Genomic DNA, 17,106 nt, shown 5'->3' on the forward strand with positions numbered 1-17,106 from the left:
GTTGATACCCCGTCTCTCTCAATTTGAGAGGGCGTGGTTCCTTTGAAGAAATACACAGCGAGGACGCTGTGAACGGTCGGGCTTATTCCGCTCGGCGGTTCCGCTCTCGTGGTGTCGACCCGGATGACCGGGAATACATTCACGGAGAGTTTGATCCTGGCTCAGGACGAACGCTGGCGGCGTGCTTAACACATGCAAGTCGAACGATGAACCACTTCGGTGGGGATTAGTGGCGAACGGGTGAGTAACACGTGGGCAATCTGCCCTTCACTCTGGGACAAGCCCTGGAAACGGGGTCTAATACCGGATAGCACTTCCACGGGCATCTGTGGGGGTTGAAAGCTCCGGCGGTGAAGGATGGGCCCGCGGCCTATCAGCTTGTTGGTGAGGTAATGGCTCACCAAGGCGACGACGGGTAGCCGGCCTGAGAGGGCGACCGGCCACACTGGGACTGAGACACGGCCCAGACTCCTACGGGAGGCAGCAGTGGGGAATATTGCACAATGGGCGCAAGCCTGATGCAGCGACGCCGCGTGAGGGATGACGGCCTTCGGGTTGTAAACCTCTTTCAGCAGGGAAGAAGCGAAAGTGACGGTACCTGCAGAAGAAGCGCCGGCTAACTACGTGCCAGCAGCCGCGGTAATACGTAGGGCGCAAGCGTTGTCCGGAATTATTGGGCGTAAAGAGCTCGTAGGCGGCTTGTCACGTCGGGTGTGAAAGCCCGGGGCTTAACCCCGGGTCTGCATTCGATACGGGCTAGCTAGAGTGTGGTAGGGGAGATCGGAATTCCTGGTGTAGCGGTGAAATGCGCAGATATCAGGAGGAACACCGGTGGCGAAGGCGGATCTCTGGGCCATTACTGACGCTGAGGAGCGAAAGCGTGGGGAGCGAACAGGATTAGATACCCTGGTAGTCCACGCCGTAAACGGTGGGAACTAGGTGTTGGCGACATTCCACGTCGTCGGTGCCGCAGCTAACGCATTAAGTTCCCCGCCTGGGGAGTACGGCCGCAAGGCTAAAACTCAAAGGAATTGACGGGGGCCCGCACAAGCAGCGGAGCATGTGGCTTAATTCGACGCAACGCGAAGAACCTTACCAAGGCTTGACATCGCCCGGAAAGCATCAGAGATGGTGCCCCCCTTGTGGCCGGGTGACAGGTGGTGCATGGCTGTCGTCAGCTCGTGTCGTGAGATGTTGGGTTAAGTCCCGCAACGAGCGCAACCCTTGTCCTGTGTTGCCAGCATGCCCTTCGGGGTGATGGGGACTCACAGGAGACCGCCGGGGTCAACTCGGAGGAAGGTGGGGACGACGTCAAGTCATCATGCCCCTTATGTCTTGGGCTGCACACGTGCTACAATGGCCGGTACAATGAGCTGCGATGCCGTGAGGTGGAGCGAATCTCAAAAAGCCGGTCTCAGTTCGGATTGGGGTCTGCAACTCGACCCCATGAAGTCGGAGTTGCTAGTAATCGCAGATCAGCAGTGCTGCGGTGAATACGTTCCCGGGCCTTGTACACACCGCCCGTCACGTCACGAAAGTCGGTAACACCCGAAGCCGGTGGCCCAACCCCTTGTGGGAGGGAGCTGTCGAAGGTGGGACTGGCGATTGGGACGAAGTCGTAACAAGGTAGCCGTACCGGAAGGTGCGGCTGGATCACCTCCTTTCTAAGGAGCATCTAGCTGCCGCAAGGCAGCCAGAGCCACTACGCAGGCACACGTCCTGCGGTGGTCAGCTCATGGGTGGAACGTTGATTATTCGGCACACTCAGTCATCTCGGGCTGCCAGTACTGCTCTTCGGAGCGTGGAAAGCTGATCACGAGTGGCGAGGGTGTCGGGCACGCTGTTGGGTGTCTGAGGGAATGAATTTTTCCTCGGGTGCCGGCCCCAGTGAACTCGCCGTGTGACGGTGGGGTGATGGGTGGCTGGTCGTTGTTTGAGAACTGCACAGTGGACGCGAGCATCTGTGGCCAAGTTTTTAAGGGCGCACGGTGGATGCCTTGGCACCAGGAACCGATGAAGGACGTGGGAGGCCACGATAGGCCCCGGGGAGTCGTCAACCAGGCTTTGATCCGGGGGTGTCCGAATGGGGAAACCCGGCAGTCGTCATGGGCTGTCACCCATACCTGAACACATAGGGTATGTGGAGGGAACGCGGGGAAGTGAAACATCTCAGTACCCGCAGGAAGAGAAAACAACCGTGATTCCGGGAGTAGTGGCGAGCGAAACCGGATGAGGCCAAACCGTATGCGTGTGAGACCCGGCAGGGGTTGCGTATACGGGGTTGTGGGATCTCTCTTTCACGGTCTGCCGGCCGTGAGACGAGTGAGAAACCGTTGATGTAGGCGAAGGACATGCGAAAGGTCCGGCGTAGAGGGTAAGACCCCCGTAGTCGAAACGTCAGCGGCTCGTTGGAGAGACGCCCAAGTAGCACGGGGCCCGAGAAATCCCGTGTGAATCTGGCGGGACCACCCGCTAAGCCTAAATATTCCCTGGTGACCGATAGCGGATAGTACCGTGAGGGAATGGTGAAAAGTACCGCGGGAGCGGAGTGAAATAGTACCTGAAACCGTGTGCCTACAAGCCGTGGGAGCGTCGCTGTGTGTGCTTGCACATACAGTCGTGACTGCGTGCCTTTTGAAGAATGAGCCTGCGAGTTTGCGGTGTGTTGCGAGGTTAACCCGTGTGGGGAAGCCGTAGCGAAAGCGAGTCCGAACAGGGCGGTGGAGTAGCGCGCTCAAGACCCGAAGCGGAGTGATCTAGCCATGGGCAGGTTGAAGCGGCTGTAAGAGGTCGTGGAGGACCGAACCCACCAGGGTTGAAAACCTGGGGGATGACCTGTGGTTAGGGGTGAAAGGCCAATCAAACTCCGTGATAGCTGGTTCTCCCCGAAATGCATTTAGGTGCAGCGTCGTGTGTTTCTTGCCGGAGGTAGAGCACTGGATAGGCGATGGGCCCTACCGGGTTACTGACCTTAGCCAAACTCCGAATGCCGGTAAGTGAGAGCGCGGCAGTGAGACTGTGGGGGATAAGCTCCATGGTCGAGAGGGAAACAGCCCAGAGCATCGACTAAGGCCCCTAAGCGTACGCTAAGTGGGAAAGGATGTGGAGTCGCACAGACAACCAGGAGGTTGGCTTAGAAGCAGCCACCCTTGAAAGAGTGCGTAATAGCTCACTGGTCTAGTGATTCCGCGCCGACAATGTAGCGGGGCTCAAGCGTACCGCCGAAGTCGTGTCATTCCAGCATGTACCCCCAACGGGGGCTGGGATGGGTAGGGGAGCGTCGTCTGCCGGGTGAAGCAGCCGCGGAAGCGAGTTGTGGACGGTTGACGAGTGAGAATGCAGGCATGAGTAGCGATTCACACGTGGGAAACGTGTGCGCCGATTGACTAAGGGTTCCTGGGTCAAGCTGATCTGCCCAGGGTAAGTCGGGACCTAAGGCGAGGCCGACAGGCGTAGTCGATGGATAACCGGTTGATATTCCGGTACCCGCTGTAAAGCGTCTAACACTGAACCGGGCGATGCTAAGTCCGTGAAGCCGCCCCGGAGCCTTCGGGCAAGGGGGAGTGGTGGAGCCGGCGAACCAGACCTGTAGTAGGTGAGTGATGGGGTGACGCAGGAAGGTAGTCCATCCCGGGCGGTGGTTGTCCCGGGGTAAGGGTGTAGGACGTCAGGTAGGTAAATCCGCCTGGCAGGAGTCTGAGACCTGATGCCGAGCCGATTGTGGTGAAGTGGATGATCCTATGCTGTCGAGAAAAGCCTCTAGCGAGTTTTATGGCGGCCCGTACCCTAAACCGACTCAGGTGGTCAGGTAGAGAATACCGAGGCGTTCGGGTGAACTATGGTTAAGGAACTCGGCAAAATGCCCCCGTAACTTCGGGAGAAGGGGGCCATCACCGGTGATCCGATTTACTCGGTGAGCTGGGGGTGGCCGCAGAGACCAGCGAGAAGCGACTGTTTACTAAAAACACAGGTCCGTGCGAAGCCGTAAGGCGATGTATACGGACTGACGCCTGCCCGGTGCTGGAACGTTAAGGGGACCGGTTAGTCATCCTTCGGGGTGGCGAAGCTGAGAACTTAAGCGCCAGTAAACGGCGGTGGTAACTATAACCATCCTAAGGTAGCGAAATTCCTTGTCGGGTAAGTTCCGACCTGCACGAATGGCGTAACGACTTCTCGACTGTCTCAACCATAGGCCCGGTGAAATTGCACTACGAGTAAAGATGCTCGTTTCGCGCAGCAGGACGGAAAGACCCCGGGACCTTTACTACAGTTTGATATTGGTGTTCGGTTCGGCTTGTGTAGGATAGCTGGGAGACTGTGAACTCTGGACGCCAGTTCAGGGGGAGTCGTCGTTGAAATACCAGTCTGGTCGTGCTGGATGTCTAACCTGGGTCCGTGATCCGGATCAGGGACAGTGTCTGATGGGTAGTTTAACTGGGGCGGTTGCCTCCTAAAGAGTAACGGAGGCGCCCAAAGGTTCCCTCAGCCTGGTTGGCAATCAGGTGTTGAGTGTAAGTGCACAAGGGAGCTTGACTGTGAGACCGACGGGTCGAGCAGGGACGAAAGTCGGGACTAGTGATCCGGCGGTGGCTTGTGGAAGCGCCGTCGCTCAACGGATAAAAGGTACCCCGGGGATAACAGGCTGATCTTCCCCAAGAGTCCATATCGACGGGATGGTTTGGCACCTCGATGTCGGCTCGTCGCATCCTGGGGCTGGAGTCGGTCCCAAGGGTTGGGCTGTTCGCCCATTAAAGCGGTACGCGAGCTGGGTTTAGAACGTCGTGAGACAGTTCGGTCCCTATCCGCTGCGCGCGCAGGAACATTGAGAAGGGCTGTCCCTAGTACGAGAGGACCGGGACGGACGAACCTCTGGTGTGCCAGTTGTTCTGCCAAGGGCATGGCTGGTTGGCTACGTTCGGGAGGGATAACCGCTGAAAGCATCTAAGCGGGAAGCCTGCTTCGAGATGAGTGTTCCCACCCCCATGAGGGGTTAAGGCTCCCAGGAGACGACTGGGTTGATAGGCCGGATCTGGAAGGCGGGTAACCGCTGGAGGTGACCGGTACTAATAGGCCGAGGGCTTGTCCTCAGTTGCTCGCGTCCACTGTGTTAGTTCTGAGGCAACGACCGTGTTGTGTCCGGTCGTAACTTCATAGTGTTTCGGTGGTCATAGCGTGAGGGAAACGCCCGGTTACATTCCGAACCCGGAAGCTAAGCCTTACAGCGCCGATGGTACTGCAGGGGGGACCCTGTGGGAGAGTAGGACACCGCCGAACAAAACTTAAAATTAGGGCCCACACCTTTTGGTGTGGGCCCTAATTGCGTTTTGGGGTAGGCAGGCGAGTCCTGCCCTCCTCGCTAAAGGCGGCCAGCCGCCTTTAGCGCCAGATATGCATCGGCCAGTGTGGGAGCCAGCTCATCAGGTGTCGCGTCCACGACCGTAACTCCATGACGTCGTAGTTGTTCCGCTGTGCGATGGCGTTCACTTTGAGCCTGGGCGGCGGCTGCGGATTCGTAAATGGCTTCTGTGTTGCCACGTGCCGTGGCCATGTGGGCGATATTCGGGTCTGCGACGGACGCCAGCAGGACCGTGTGGCGCTGGGTGAGGCGGGCGAGGACGGGCAGCAGGCCCTCCTCGACGGGGGCCGCGTCGAGGGTTGTCAGGAGCACGATCAGCGAGCGGCGGGGGGCCGTCCTGAGCGCGGTGGCCGTAAGACCTCGGGAATCGGTTTCGACAAGCTCGGGTTCGAGTGTTGCCATCGCGTTGACCAGGGACGGGAGGACGTCGCCTGCTGCTCGGCCCTGGACCAGGGCGCGTACCCGGCGGTCGTATGCGAGTAGGTCGACGCGGTCGCCGGCGCGGGATGCCAGGGCGGCCAGGAGCAGGGCGGCGTCCATGGAGGCGTCCAGGCGTGGGGCGTCGCCGACGCGGCCGGCCGAGGTGCGGCCGGTGTCGAGGACCAGGAGGATGTGCCGGTCGCGTTCGGGGCGCCAGGTGCGTACGGCGACCGTGGTCTGGCGAGCTGTGGCGCGCCAGTCGATGGAGCGGGTGTCGTCACCGGGGACGTACTCGCGCAGGCTGTCGAATTCTGTGCCTTCTCCGCGGGTGAGGACGCTGGTGCGGCCGTCGAGTTCACGCAGGCGGGCGAGCTTCGAGGGGAGGTGCTTGCGGCTGGTGAAGGGGGGTAGGACGCGGACTGTCCAAGGGACTTTGTGGGTGCCCTGGCGGGCGAAGAGGCCGAGAGGGCCGTACGAGCGGACTGTGACGCGGTCTGCCTGGCGGTCGCCGCGGCGGGTGGGGCGTAGACGGGTCGTGATGCGGCGGCGTTCGCCGGCGGGGACCGTGAGGCGATGGCGGGAGGCGGCGATTTCCGTGCCGGGTTGCCAGCTGCTGGGGGGCCAGGCGTCTCGGATGCGGGCCCGGAGCAGGCGGCGTGACGGGTTGGTGACCGTGAGGGTGACGTCGGCCTGCTCGCCCAGGCGTGCGGAGGTGTCGCCGGAGCGGGTCAGGCGCAGATGTCGGACTGGCGCCGCCAGGGCGAAGTCGCACGCGCAGGCCAGCGCCAGGGGGGCGTTCACGGCGAGGAGGCTCGTGAGGCCGGGTTCCCAGATGCCTACGGGGAGCGAGCCGAGGGCTGCGAGGAGCGCTGTGCGTCCGGTGAGGGCCATCAGCGGGGGACCGGGACCTGGGCGAGGATCGCGTTGATGACGGAGTCCGCCGTCACGCCCTCCATTTCGGCCTCCGGGCGGAGTTGTACGCGGTGGCGGAGCGTGGGGAGGGCGAGGGCCTTGACGTCGTCGGGGATGACGTAGTCACGGCCGGTCAGCCAGGCCCACGCGCGCGAGGTGGCCAGGAGGGCGGTGGCGCCGCGTGGGGAGACGCCGAGGGTGAGGGACGGGGATTCGCGCGTCGCGCGGCAGATGTCCACGACGTAGCCGGTGATTTCGGGGGAGACGGCGGTCTTGGCGACTGCGGCGCGCGCGGCTTCGAGAGCCGCGGGGCCGGCGACGGGGCGCAGGCCGGCGGCGCGCAGGTCACGCGGGTTGAAGCCATCGGCGTGGCGGGTGAGGACGGCGATCTCGTCCTGGCGAGAGGGGAGGGGGATCGTGAGTTTGAGGAGGAAACGGTCCAGCTGGGCCTCGGGAAGGGGGTAGGTGCCCTCGTACTCGACCGGGTTCTGGGTCGCCGCGACCAGGAAGGGCTCGGGGAGCGGGCGGGGGGTGCCGTCGACCGTGACCTGGCGTTCTTCCATGGCTTCCAGGAGAGATGACTGGGTCTTGGGGGGCGTTCGGTTGATCTCGTCCGCGAGGAGGAGGTTGGTGAAGACCGGGCCGGGCTGGAAGGAGAACTCCGCGGTGCGGGTGTCGTAGACGAGGGAGCCGGTCACATCGCTCGGCATGAGGTCCGGGGTGAACTGGACGCGCTTGGTGTCGAGTTCGAGTGCGGACGCGAGGGCGCGGACGAGCAACGTTTTGGCGACCCCAGGGACTCCTTCAAGGAGAACGTGTCCGCGGCAGAGCAGGGCGACGACGAGGCCGGTCACGGCGGGATCCTGGCCGACCACGGCCTTGGCGATCTCGGCGCGCAGGGCCTCCAGGGCGGCTCGGGCGTTGCCCGCGTCCTCGGTCGGCCCGGCGTTGTCAGTGGTCGGGTCCATCATGGACGGCGTACCTCTCTTTCGAGGGCGTCGAGTTGGTCGGCGAGGGCGATGAGCGCGGCGTCGTCGCTGGGCGGCGGGCCGAAGAGGAGGGTGTGCAGGGACTGTCCGTCGCCGTGGAGGTGGGCGGACAACGCGGGGAGCAGGGCTTCGGGCGCGTGTGCCTGGGCGACGGGGACGCCTACGAGGGGGGCGAGGCGGGTGCGGGTGGTGGAGCGGAGAGCGGCGGCCGCGCGGTCGCGGGCGTTGGCCTTGCGGTAGAGGCGGGCGCGGCCTTCGACGGTTTCGGAGGCGCGGATCGCCACGGGGAGATTTTCGGGCACGAGAGGGCCGAGCCGGCGTGCCCGCCAGAGAGCGGCCAGGGCTGCCGCGATGAAGAGCTGAAGTGTGCCCCAGAGCCAGCCCGAGGGGAGCAGGTCGAAGAAGCCTCGCTCGCCCTCGGTGCCGGCGGCGGTGGAGTCGGAGAGCGAGGGGAGGTACCAGACCAGATGAGGGCGGGAGCCGAGGAGTTGGAGGGCGAGCGAGGCGTTGCCCTGCTCGTCGAGGCGGTCGTTGAAGAGGATGTCGGGCGCACCGATGACGACGGTGTCGCCGCCCTCGGATGCCGCCGGGACGCGTACGAGGGTGGCCAGGCGCTCGCTGGGGTAGCACTCGTCGGCGTCGACCTGGAGGGCCGTGTAGCGGATGCCGCCGGTGTCGGCGCTCCCTGCGCGGCGGGCCGCCGGCAGATTGCAGTCGGGGGACAGCGTCGAGTCGAGGCTGGTGGCAGGGTCGGCGATGACGCCGGGAGCGAGCCGTTCGACGGACCAGCTGCCGGGCGCGACCAGGATGCTGCGTCCGCCGGAGGCGTCGGTCGCGGCGTACAGCTGGGTCTGTTGACGTGCTGTCAGCAAGTCGGGGTCGGCCACGAGGAGGGTGGTGTCCGGGCCGGCGGCGGTGCGGGCCTCGTCCGTGGTGGTGACCACGCGCGTGGACACGCCGCGGTCGGCGAGCAGTTCGGCGACGGCGCGGCTGCCGTAGGGGTCGGCGGAGCGTGGGTCGAGTCGGCCGTGCCGGGCGTCGGACTGGATCACGGCGATCGCGATGGCACCGACCAGGAGCAGCACGAGAGCGAGCAGGACGCCTCGCGTGCGGGTCCACACCTGACGGGTGGTGGGAGAGGCCGAGGTGGACGGGAGCGTGGCCTCAGCGGTCATTCGGCGGCTCCCTGGCGGGCGTTCTGGGCCGCGCTGTGGGCGCTGCTGGCGAGCACCGGTTTGGTGCGCTCCAGGTTGCGGTCGAGTTCGGCGATGCGGTGGTACGACTGCTCGGTTGCCGCGCGTCCTCCGTATGTCACGTCGTCGAAGTCACGGGCGGCTGCGCTCAGCCGGTCGGCAGCGGAGGGCAGGGCGCTGCCCGCTTCCGCGGCGGCCTCGTCGGCGGTGCGGCCGGGGCGGACGTCGAGGAGGGCGCGTTCCTCCAGGGAGCGGACGATGGCCCGCATGCGTTCTTGGACGGCCTGGTTCCAGTGGCCCTGTGCGGCCTGTGCCTCGGCGGCGGCGCGATGCTCGGCGGCGCTGCGGGGGCGGTCGTCGAACAGGGCGGCGGAGGAGACCGGTGCTCGATGCGGTGTGCCCAGGCGCCACCACAGGGCAGCCAGGGCTGCTAGGACGACCAGGATGACGACGACCAGGCCGAGCGTCCCCCCAGGAGTGGCGGCAGAGGCGGCGCCGAACAGCTTGCCGACCCAGTCCCAGAATGCGTTCAGCGCCCGCTCGAACAGGCTGGGGTCGTTCTCGTGGTACATGCCTTTGGACAGCTCGCGCCGAGCCGCCTCCCGCGCCGGGTCGCGCGGGATGGTCAAAGGCGGCTCGTCGTCGGAGCGCGACAGGGCCGAGGCATCACCGGCGCGCAGCAGCGCCCGTGCGGCCATGTCGGCGACGCGCTCCGGTACGACCGTGAGGACTCCCCCCGCCAAGCTCACCGCATCAGCTCCCCGGGGTGGGGCCGGGGGCGCCTGTGCCGTAGTCCTGTACGCCGGCCGCGCGGGCCAGCTCGAGGTCGAGGGCCTCTCGGCGGATGCGCTGGTCGATGTAGAGGAGCACGGCGACGCCGGCTGTGATCGGGAAAGTGATCATGGAGCCGATCACCGCCCCGACCCCGCTGACGATGAGGAAGGTCCAGCCGAGGTCGCTGCCGCCGGTGTCGAGGAAGTTGCTCATGCCGCCACCGCTGACCGCCGCACCCAGGAAGGTGAAGGGGATGACGACGATCGACGCCACGATGTTCGCGATGATCGTGGCGAGCAGCTGGATGCCGAAGACGCGCCACCAGGAGCCGCGGACCAGTTTCGCGGAGCGGCTCATCGACTTCACGATGCTCTGCTTCTCCAGCATCAGCGCCGGCGAGGCGAGGGAGAAGCGGATCATCAGCCACAGGGCGACCACGCCCGCGGCGAGGCTGCCCAGGATGGCGAGGGCGGCACCGGCGGCACCGGCACCAGCCGCGGCCACGATGATGCCGGGCGTCGCGCCGCCGAGGATCACGCCGAAGGCGATGAGCAGCAGCAGGAAGATCAGGCCGAACAGCTTTGGCATCTGCGGACGGGCGTCGCGCCAGGCCTCGCCGGTGGTCACGGACTTGCCGAGCACTGCCCGGCTGGTGACGGTCGTGAGCAGGGCGGTCGCGGCGATGGTACCGATCAGGGAGACCAGGAAGACGACGCTCGTGCTGAGCATGGTGTCGCCCAGGGCGCGGGTCAGCTCGTCGAGGCTGGCACTCGGATCGTTGAGGGCCTCGGTGCTGGCGCGGTCGTTCAGGACGAAGCCCTGGAGCAGGATGACGATGATCTCCGTGATGACGGCGACGGTCAGCGCGATGCCCAGAACCGTGCGCCAGTAGGTGCGCATGGTGGAGACAGCGCCGTCGAGGATCTCGCCCACGCCGAGCGGGCGGAGCGGGATCACGCCGGGCTTGGCCGCGGGCGGGGGACCGCCCCAGCCGCCGCCCCAGCCGCTGTATCCGCCGGGAGCGCCAGGGCCTCCGTAGCCTCCTCCGTAGCCGCCAGGGCTGACGGGAGGCCGGCTGCCCCAGCCAGGGCCGGGCGGAGGCGGTGGCGGGGCCTGGCCGGGGCCGGTCGCCGGTCCGGTGGGTGCCGACCACTGGGCAGGTGGCGGCTGTTCCTTGGACCACTTCGAGCCGGGGCCCGTCGCATCCGGACCCGGCTGGGCCGCGGGCTGTTCGGGGCCGGGCCGGTCGGCGGGTTCGGCAGGGCCCGATGGACCGGGCTGCTGTCCGTCGGACGGGGCAGATCCGGGCGAGGCCCAGCCCGGAGTGTCGTTCATCGTCGCTCCTTCACGGTGCCCATTCCGCGGTCGCGGCGGCAGGTTGGCAGCCATCGTGCCATGGGGTGGTCGACGAGTGACCGGCCGCGGTCTGGGGTGGACACCTTCAATTGTCCGCCGGGTAAGGGGCAGACTGACCGCATGGCTGATCAGCACGCGCAATCCGGCGAGGACAACCAGTCGACCGAGATACCGGCGATCCGGTGGGAAGAGCCGCCCGAAGGCCCGGTGGTGGTCCTTCTCGACCAGACGAGGCTGCCGGTCGAGGAGGTCGAACTGGTGTGTACGGATGCATCCGCGCTGGTGGAGGCGATCCGTTCGCTCGCCGTGCGCGGGGCGCCACTGCTGGGTGTCGCGGGGGCGTACGGGGTCGCGCTCGCCGCCGCGCGCGGGTTCGACGTGGCCGACGCCGCGAGCGCGCTGGCGAGCGCCCGGCCCACCGCGGTGAACCTCGCCGGCGGAGTGCGCCGGGCCGAGGCCGCGTACCGGGCGGAGCTCGGCAGGAGTGGTGATCCGGAGCAGTCCGCCCGGGCGGCGCTGGCCGCGGCGCGTGCGCTGCACCAGGAGGACGCCGAAGCCAGTGCGCGGATGGCCGAGAAGGGGCTGGCGCTGCTGGACGAGCTGCTGCCCGGCGGTGGGCACAGGATCCTCACACACTGCAACACCGGGCGGTTGGTGTCGGGTGGTGAGGGGACGGCGTTCGCGGTGGCGCTCGCCGCGCATAGGTCCGGCCGACTGCGGCGGCTGTGGGTGGACGAGACGCGTCCGCTGCTGCAGGGCGCTCGGCTGACGGCGTACGAGGCGGCGCGCAGCGGCATGTCGTACACCTTGCTGACCGACAACGCGGCGGGGTCGCTGTTCGCGGCCGGGGAGGTGGACGCGGTGCTGATCGGGGCGGACCGTATCGCGGCCGACGGTTCGGTGGCGAACAAGGTGGGGAGCTATCCGCTCGCGGTGCTCGCGCGCTACCACCATGTGCCGTTCATCGTGGTGGCGCCGGTGACGACGGTGGATCCGGACACGCCGGACGGAGCGTCCATCGAGGTCGAGCAGCGGGCCGGCCATGAGGTGACCGAGGTGACGGCGCCCCAGGTGCCGGTGGCCGGAGCGGAGGCGGGAGGCGGGATTCCGGTGGCGCCGCTGGGGACACAGGCGTACAACCCGGCGTTCGATGTGACCCCGCCCGAGCTGGTGACGGCGATCGTCACTGAGGAGGGCGCTGTTTCACCTGTGACGGCTGAGGCCCTGGCAGAGCTGTGTGCCAGGTCTCGAGAGGTCACGCTCAGTTGACGGGATGTTCTGCGATCCTGTGAGGAAGGGCGGTCTGGATCCCGTTCACGTTCGGGTCTTGAAGGGGGCCGCTGGCCCAAGGCAGACAGTGACGGTTGGATACGACTATCGTCACGGGCCAGTGACGTGCCTCACCAGTACCTTCGCCAATGTTACGAGAATGGGATGATGTCGTTTATGAAGGGACGAGTCCTTGTCGTCGACGACGACACCGCACTTGCCGAGATGCTCGGCATTGTGCTGCGTGGTGAAGGTTTTGAGCCGTCTTTTGTGGCCGACGGCGACAAGGCGCTGGCTGCTTTCCGTGAGACCAAGCCCGACCTGGTGCTGCTCGACCTGATGCTGCCCGGTCGGGACGGCATCGAGGTGTGCCGCCTGATCAGGGCGGAGTCGGGTGTGCCGATCGTGATGCTGACGGCGAAGAGTGACACGGTCGATGTCGTCGTGGGCCTGGAGTCGGGCGCGGACGACTACATCGTGAAGCCGTTCAAGCCGAAGGAGCTGGTCGCCCGGATCCGGGCGCGGCTGCGGAGGTCGGAAGAGCCGGCGCCCGAGCAGCTTGCCATCGGTGACCTGGTCATCGATGTGGCCGGTCACTCTGTGAAGCGGGACGGGCAGTCGATCGCGCTGACGCCGCTGGAGTTCGATCTGCTGGTGGCGCTGGCCCGTAAGCCGTGGCAGGTGTTCACTCGTGAGGTTCTGCTCGAGCAGGTGTGGGGCTACCGGCACGCGGCCGACACGCGCCTTGTCAACGTGCATGTGCAGCGGCTGCGGTCCAAGGTCGAGAAGGACCCGGAGCGGCCGGAGATCGTGGTGACTGTCCGTGGTGTCGGTTACAAGGCCGGGCCGAGCTGACATGTCCGGGGACAGTGCCGCTTCGGCGCCCGGCAAGCCCGGGGGCCGCGCGGGGCGGCCTGTCGGCCGGAAGGCTGCGGGCTCCCGCTGGGGGCGTTTCCTGGAGGGCGGGCTGCTGCAGGGTGGAGTCCAGGGCAGCCCGGTGCTGCGCCTGTTCATGCGCTGGGTGCGTCGGCCGCTGCTGCCCGTCATGCGGCTGTGGCGGCGCAACATCCAGCTCAAGGTCGTCGTCACGACGCTGCTGATGTCGCTGGGCGTGGTCCTGCTGCTCGGCTTCGTCGTCATCGGGCAGGTGCGCAACGGCCTGCTGGACGCCAAGGTGAAGGCCTCGCAGAGCCAGGCCACCGGTGGTTTCGCGGTCGCCAAGCAGAACGCCGAGGAGACGGCCAGCGGCACCGTGGACGACGCCACCACGGCGGACGGCCGTCCCGCGCAGAACGTCATCGAATGGATGAGCGATCTGGTGTCCTCGCTGTCCAGCGGCGGCCAGGGCGCCTTCGACGTCGTCACGCTCCCGGCGGGTAACGACACCGGCGGTGGGCGCGGACCGCGCGCCTCGGGTTACGTCGACCCGTTCGCCAGCGTGCCCGAGGAACTGCGTGAACGCGTCGACACCAGCCCCGCGGCGGCCCAGAGTTACACCCGCATCATCTACAACACCGACAAGGAGTCCCAGCCGGCCCTGGTCATCGGCAAGCAGGTCGACGACCCGAACCGCGACCCGTACCAGCTGTACTACCTCTTCCCGCTGACGCAGGAGGAGAAGTCGCTGAGCCTGGTCAAGGGGACGCTGGCGACGGCCGGGCTGTTCGTGGTCGTTCTCCTCGGGGCCATTGCCTGGCTGGTGGTACGCCAGGTCGTCACCCCCGTTCGGATGGCCGCGGGCATCGCAGAGCGGCTGTCCGCGGGGCGCCTGCAGGAACGTATGAAGGTCACCGGCGAGGACGACATCGCGCGGCTCGGCGAGGCCTTCAACAAGATGGCGCAGAACCTGCAGCTGAAGATCCAGCAGCTGGAGGACCTGTCGCGGATGCAGCGGCGGTTCGTGTCCGATGTCTCGCACGAGCTGCGGACGCCGCTGACGACCGTGCGGATGGCCGCCGACGTGATCCACGAGGCGCGGGAGGACTTCGACCCCGTGACCGCGCGATCGGCGGAGCTGCTGGCCGACCAGTTGGACCGGTTCGAGTCGCTGCTCGCGGATCTGCTGGAGATCAGCCGCTTCGACGCGGGCGCGGCGGCGCTGGAGGCCGAGCCGATAGACCTCAGGGAGGTCGTACGGCGGGTCGTCAGCGGTGCCGAGCCGCTCGCGGAGCGCAAGGGCACACACATACGGGTCGTCGGCGACCAGCAGCCCGTCGTCGCGGAGGCGGACGCCAGGCGGGTGGAGCGTGTCCTGCGCAACCTCATCGTCAACGCCGTGGAGCACGGCGAGGGCAAGGACGTCATCGTCAAGCTCGCCGCGGCGGGCGGGGCGGTCGCTGTCGCGGTGCGTGACTACGGAGTCGGGCTCAAGCCCGGCGAGGCGACTCGCGTGTTCAGCCGGTTCTGGCGGGCCGACCCGGCACGCGCGCGTACCACCGGTGGTACGGGGCTGGGGCTGTCGATCGCCCTGGAGGACGCGCGGCTGCACGGGGGCTGGTTGCAGGCATGGGGTGAGCCGGGCGGCGGCTCGCAGTTCCGGCTGACGCTGCCGAGGACCGCGGACGAGCCGCTGCGGGGCTCCCCGATACCGCTGGAGCCGAAGGACTCGCGACGCAATCGCGGACTTGACGACGCCGGACTGCCGCACGGCGGTGCCGAGAAGAGCGCGACCGTGCCGGCGCAGCCGGCGGGCGAGCAGGGGGCGTCAATGTCGATCACACCGCGGATGGCCTCCGTGGCGCCGACGGCGGACCCGACGGCGCTGCCCGGCAACGGCGCGCGCGTGGTGCCCCGGCCGACTTCAGGCACCCGACGACAGGACGACACGCCGGCTGCGGACGGGCCGCGCGGCGTGTCCTCGGACCGTGCGGATGCCGGGTCGCAGGACGTGGAACAGCAAGGGGAGGCATTTCGTGGGCGCTGACCGCGAGGGGGGCGCGCGGCGTCGACCGGTGCGCGCGGTGGCGTACGCCGTCTGTGGCGGCGTACTGCTGGCCGGATGCGCCTCGATGCCCGACAGCGGGGATCTGCGCGGCGTCGAATCCACACCCCGCCAGGACACACAAGTGCGGGTCTTCGCGATGCCGCCCTCCGAGGGCGCTCAGCCCCAGCAGATCGTGGACGGCTTCATGGAGGCGCTGACCAGCGACGATCCGCGCTATGAGACGGCGCGCAAGTACCTGACCGCAAGGGCCGCCAAGACGTGGCAGCCGGAGATGTCCACGACGGTGCTCGCGAGCGCGCCCGACACCACGCCCGACCCGGGGCCCCGCGACGACAGTGACTACTTCTCCTTCACGCTCACCGGTACCAAGGTCGCCGCGGTGGACAGACAGCAGGCGTATGAGCCCGCGCGCGGGAACTACAGCCAGACGGTGTACCTCGTGCGGGAGGAGAAGACCAAGCAGTGGCGCATCGACGGCCTGCCGCCGGGCGTCGTCATGGGCAGGTCGGACTTCCAGCGCAACTACATGTCCGTCGACAAGTACTTCCTCGCCTCGAACACCGCGGCCGGGACGGTCGTGCAGCAGCCTGCGGCGGTCGCGGATCCGGTGTACGTACGACGGCATGTCGACCCGATGACGCAGATGGTGCGCTCCCTGCTCAACGGGCCCACCAGGTGGCTCAAGCCGGTCGTCAGGTCGAGCTTCCCGACCGGTACGGCGCTGAAGGGCACCACGCCGTTGACGCCGGACGACCAGAACAAGCTGACCGTGCCGTTGAACGAGAAGGCCGCACGGGTCGGGACGAGCACGTGCAACGAGATGGCGACCCAGATCCTCTTCACCCTGCAGAACCTGACTCCCGCCGTCGACGAGGTCGAGCTGAAGTCGGGCGACACCCAGCTGTGCACGCTGACCGAGGACAGCGCCGACGGGGTCGCCGCGCGCGGTGAGGTGAGGCGTACCGAGTACCTGTACTTCGTCGACGGCAAGAAGCGGCTCGTGCGGATGGCGGCCGACAGCAGCGACAAGCAATCCGAAGCGGTGCCGGGTGCGCTGGGCGAGGGTGACGTAGAGCTGCGGTCGGTGGCGGTCGCCCGCGACGAGAGCAGGGCGGCCGCCGTATCCGCGGACGGCAAGTCCTTGTACGTCGGATCGATGGTGGCGAGCGGTTCCCTCGGGGAGGCCGTGCTGCGCAGCGCGGGCGGCTCGGTGGAGGACCGCTTGACGACGCCGAGCTGGGACAGCCAGGGCGATCTGTGGGTGGCCGACCAGAACCCCGACAACTCCAGGCTGCTGATGCTGGAGGACGGCGCGGGCGAGCCGATCGTGGTGAACACGCCGGAGCTGGGCGGCCGTATCGAATCCGTCCGCGTGGCCTCCGACGGGGTGCGGATCGCGCTCGTCGTCGACAAGGGCGGCAAGCAGTCCCTGCTCATCGGGCGGATCGAGCGGAGCGGGAAGGTGGGCGAGAGCCAGGCCGTCTCGGTCTCCGGACTGCATTCCGCGGCACCGGAGTTGGAAGAGATCACCGCCATGTCGTGGGCCGGCGACAGCCGACTGGTGGTCGTCGGGCGCGAGGAGGGCGGCGTGCAGCAGATGCGGTATGCCGCCGTCGACGGCTCCACCCCTGAAGGGCCGGCGCCCGCCGCTCTGACCGGCGTGAAGGAGATCGCCGCGTCCGAGGACGAGCGGCTGCCGCTCGTGGCGTACTCGGAGGACGGGATCGTGCGCCTGCCGACCGGGGCCCAGTGGCAGAAGGTGATCGCGGAGGGCTCGGCGCCGGTTTATCCGGGGTGAGGCTTCGGGGCGCTGCGGTTCTCCCTCCGCGCGCTCTCCGATGCTGCGGCCGCATGCTCCGGTGCTGCGCACGGTTCCGCGATACGGCCGTCCAG

At 67.0% G+C, this 17,106-nt stretch carries 9 protein-coding genes and 3 rRNA genes; 7 read left to right on the forward strand and 5 right to left on the reverse strand.

Features of this window, described 5'->3' with window-relative positions; all coding sequences use genetic code 11:
• Positions 1–138: 138 nt before the first annotated feature.
• The 3 genes from OG828_RS29955 (at position 139) to rrf (ending at position 5,274) form a co-directional block, all read left to right on the forward strand.
• A 16S ribosomal RNA gene (locus OG828_RS29955) occupies positions 139–1,664 on the forward strand.
• Between the two features lie 301 nt (positions 1,665–1,965).
• A 23S ribosomal RNA gene (locus OG828_RS29960) occupies positions 1,966–5,087 on the forward strand.
• A 70-nt stretch (positions 5,088–5,157) separates the two neighbouring features.
• Positions 5,158–5,274 (forward strand): 5S ribosomal RNA (gene rrf / locus OG828_RS29965).
• The 16S, 23S and 5S rRNA genes sit together here, the layout of an rRNA operon.
• 82 nt (positions 5,275–5,356) lie before the next feature.
• Here the strand turns inward: rrf and OG828_RS29970 are convergent.
• The 5 genes from OG828_RS29970 to OG828_RS29990 are packed head-to-tail and all read right to left on the reverse strand — an operon-like array spanning position 5,357 to position 10,979.
• Positions 5,357–6,667, reverse strand: a complete 1,311-nt coding sequence (locus OG828_RS29970; RefSeq protein WP_328502876.1) for a DUF58 domain-containing protein — start codon at positions 6,665–6,667, stop codon at positions 5,357–5,359.
• Positions 6,667–7,656, reverse strand: coding sequence for an AAA family ATPase (locus OG828_RS29975; RefSeq protein WP_328372285.1), 990 nt, complete (start codon positions 7,654–7,656; stop codon positions 6,667–6,669). Before OG828_RS29975 ends, OG828_RS29970 begins: the two co-directional genes overlap by 1 nt.
• Positions 7,656–8,852 carry a DUF4350 domain-containing protein gene (locus OG828_RS29980; protein WP_328440316.1) on the reverse strand — a complete coding sequence of 399 codons (1,197 nt, stop codon included), beginning with the start codon at positions 8,850–8,852 and terminating at the stop codon, positions 7,656–7,658. Before OG828_RS29980 ends, OG828_RS29975 begins: the two co-directional genes overlap by 1 nt.
• Complete coding sequence (locus tag OG828_RS29985) at positions 8,849–9,619, reverse strand: DUF4129 domain-containing protein (RefSeq protein WP_443062444.1); 771 nt, start codon at positions 9,617–9,619, stop codon at positions 8,849–8,851. Before OG828_RS29985 ends, OG828_RS29980 begins: the two co-directional genes overlap by 4 nt.
• 4 nt (positions 9,620–9,623) lie before the next feature.
• Complete coding sequence (locus OG828_RS29990) at positions 9,624–10,979, reverse strand: glycerophosphoryl diester phosphodiesterase membrane domain-containing protein (protein ID WP_328502877.1); 1,356 nt, start codon at positions 10,977–10,979, stop codon at positions 9,624–9,626.
• A 141-nt stretch (positions 10,980–11,120) separates the two neighbouring features.
• Between OG828_RS29990 and mtnA the strand changes: the two genes are divergently transcribed.
• From mtnA to OG828_RS30010, 4 genes are all read left to right on the forward strand, one after another.
• The gene (gene mtnA / locus OG828_RS29995; protein WP_328502878.1) at positions 11,121–12,269 is read left to right on the forward strand and encodes an S-methyl-5-thioribose-1-phosphate isomerase; all 1,149 of its coding nucleotides are present in this window, start codon (positions 11,121–11,123) and stop codon (positions 12,267–12,269) included.
• A gap of 165 nt (positions 12,270–12,434) precedes the next feature.
• Complete coding sequence (gene mtrA, locus OG828_RS30000; RefSeq protein ID WP_015659998.1) at positions 12,435–13,124, forward strand: two-component system response regulator MtrA; 690 nt, start codon at positions 12,435–12,437, stop codon at positions 13,122–13,124.
• Position 13,125: 1 nt separating this feature from the next.
• Positions 13,126–15,192 (forward strand): MtrAB system histidine kinase MtrB, encoded by a 2,067-nt coding sequence (gene mtrB / locus OG828_RS30005; RefSeq protein WP_328502879.1) that lies wholly within the window; start codon positions 13,126–13,128, stop codon positions 15,190–15,192.
• Positions 15,182–17,011 carry an LpqB family beta-propeller domain-containing protein gene (locus OG828_RS30010; RefSeq protein WP_328502880.1) on the forward strand — a complete coding sequence of 610 codons (1,830 nt, stop codon included), beginning with the start codon at positions 15,182–15,184 and terminating at the stop codon, positions 17,009–17,011. The genes mtrB and OG828_RS30010 overlap by 11 nt, the downstream gene beginning before the upstream one ends.
• The last annotated feature ends 95 nt before the right edge of the window (positions 17,012–17,106 follow it).

Origin of the sequence: Streptomyces sp. NBC_00457, assembly GCF_036014015.1 — a bacterium.
Lineage (GTDB): Bacteria > Actinomycetota > Actinomycetes > Streptomycetales > Streptomycetaceae > Streptomyces.

Excerpts from the sequence above, each read along its gene's own strand:
- OG828_RS29970 (WP_328502876.1), bottom strand. The coding sequence starts at position 6,667 with ATGGCCCTCACCGGACGCACAGCGCTCCTCGCAGCCCTCGGCTCGCTC.
- OG828_RS29975 (WP_328372285.1), bottom strand. The coding sequence starts at position 7,656 with ATGGACCCGACCACTGACAACGCCGGGCCGACCGAGGACGCGGGCAAC.
- OG828_RS29980 (WP_328440316.1), bottom strand. The coding sequence starts at position 8,852 with ATGACCGCTGAGGCCACGCTCCCGTCCACCTCGGCCTCTCCCACCACC.
- OG828_RS29990 (WP_328502877.1), bottom strand. The coding sequence starts at position 10,979 with ATGAACGACACTCCGGGCTGGGCCTCGCCCGGATCTGCCCCGTCCGAC.
- mtnA (WP_328502878.1), top strand. The coding sequence starts at position 11,121 with ATGGCTGATCAGCACGCGCAATCCGGCGAGGACAACCAGTCGACCGAG.
- mtrA (WP_015659998.1), top strand. The coding sequence starts at position 12,435 with ATGATGTCGTTTATGAAGGGACGAGTCCTTGTCGTCGACGACGACACC.
- mtrB (WP_328502879.1), top strand. The coding sequence starts at position 13,126 with ATGTCCGGGGACAGTGCCGCTTCGGCGCCCGGCAAGCCCGGGGGCCGC.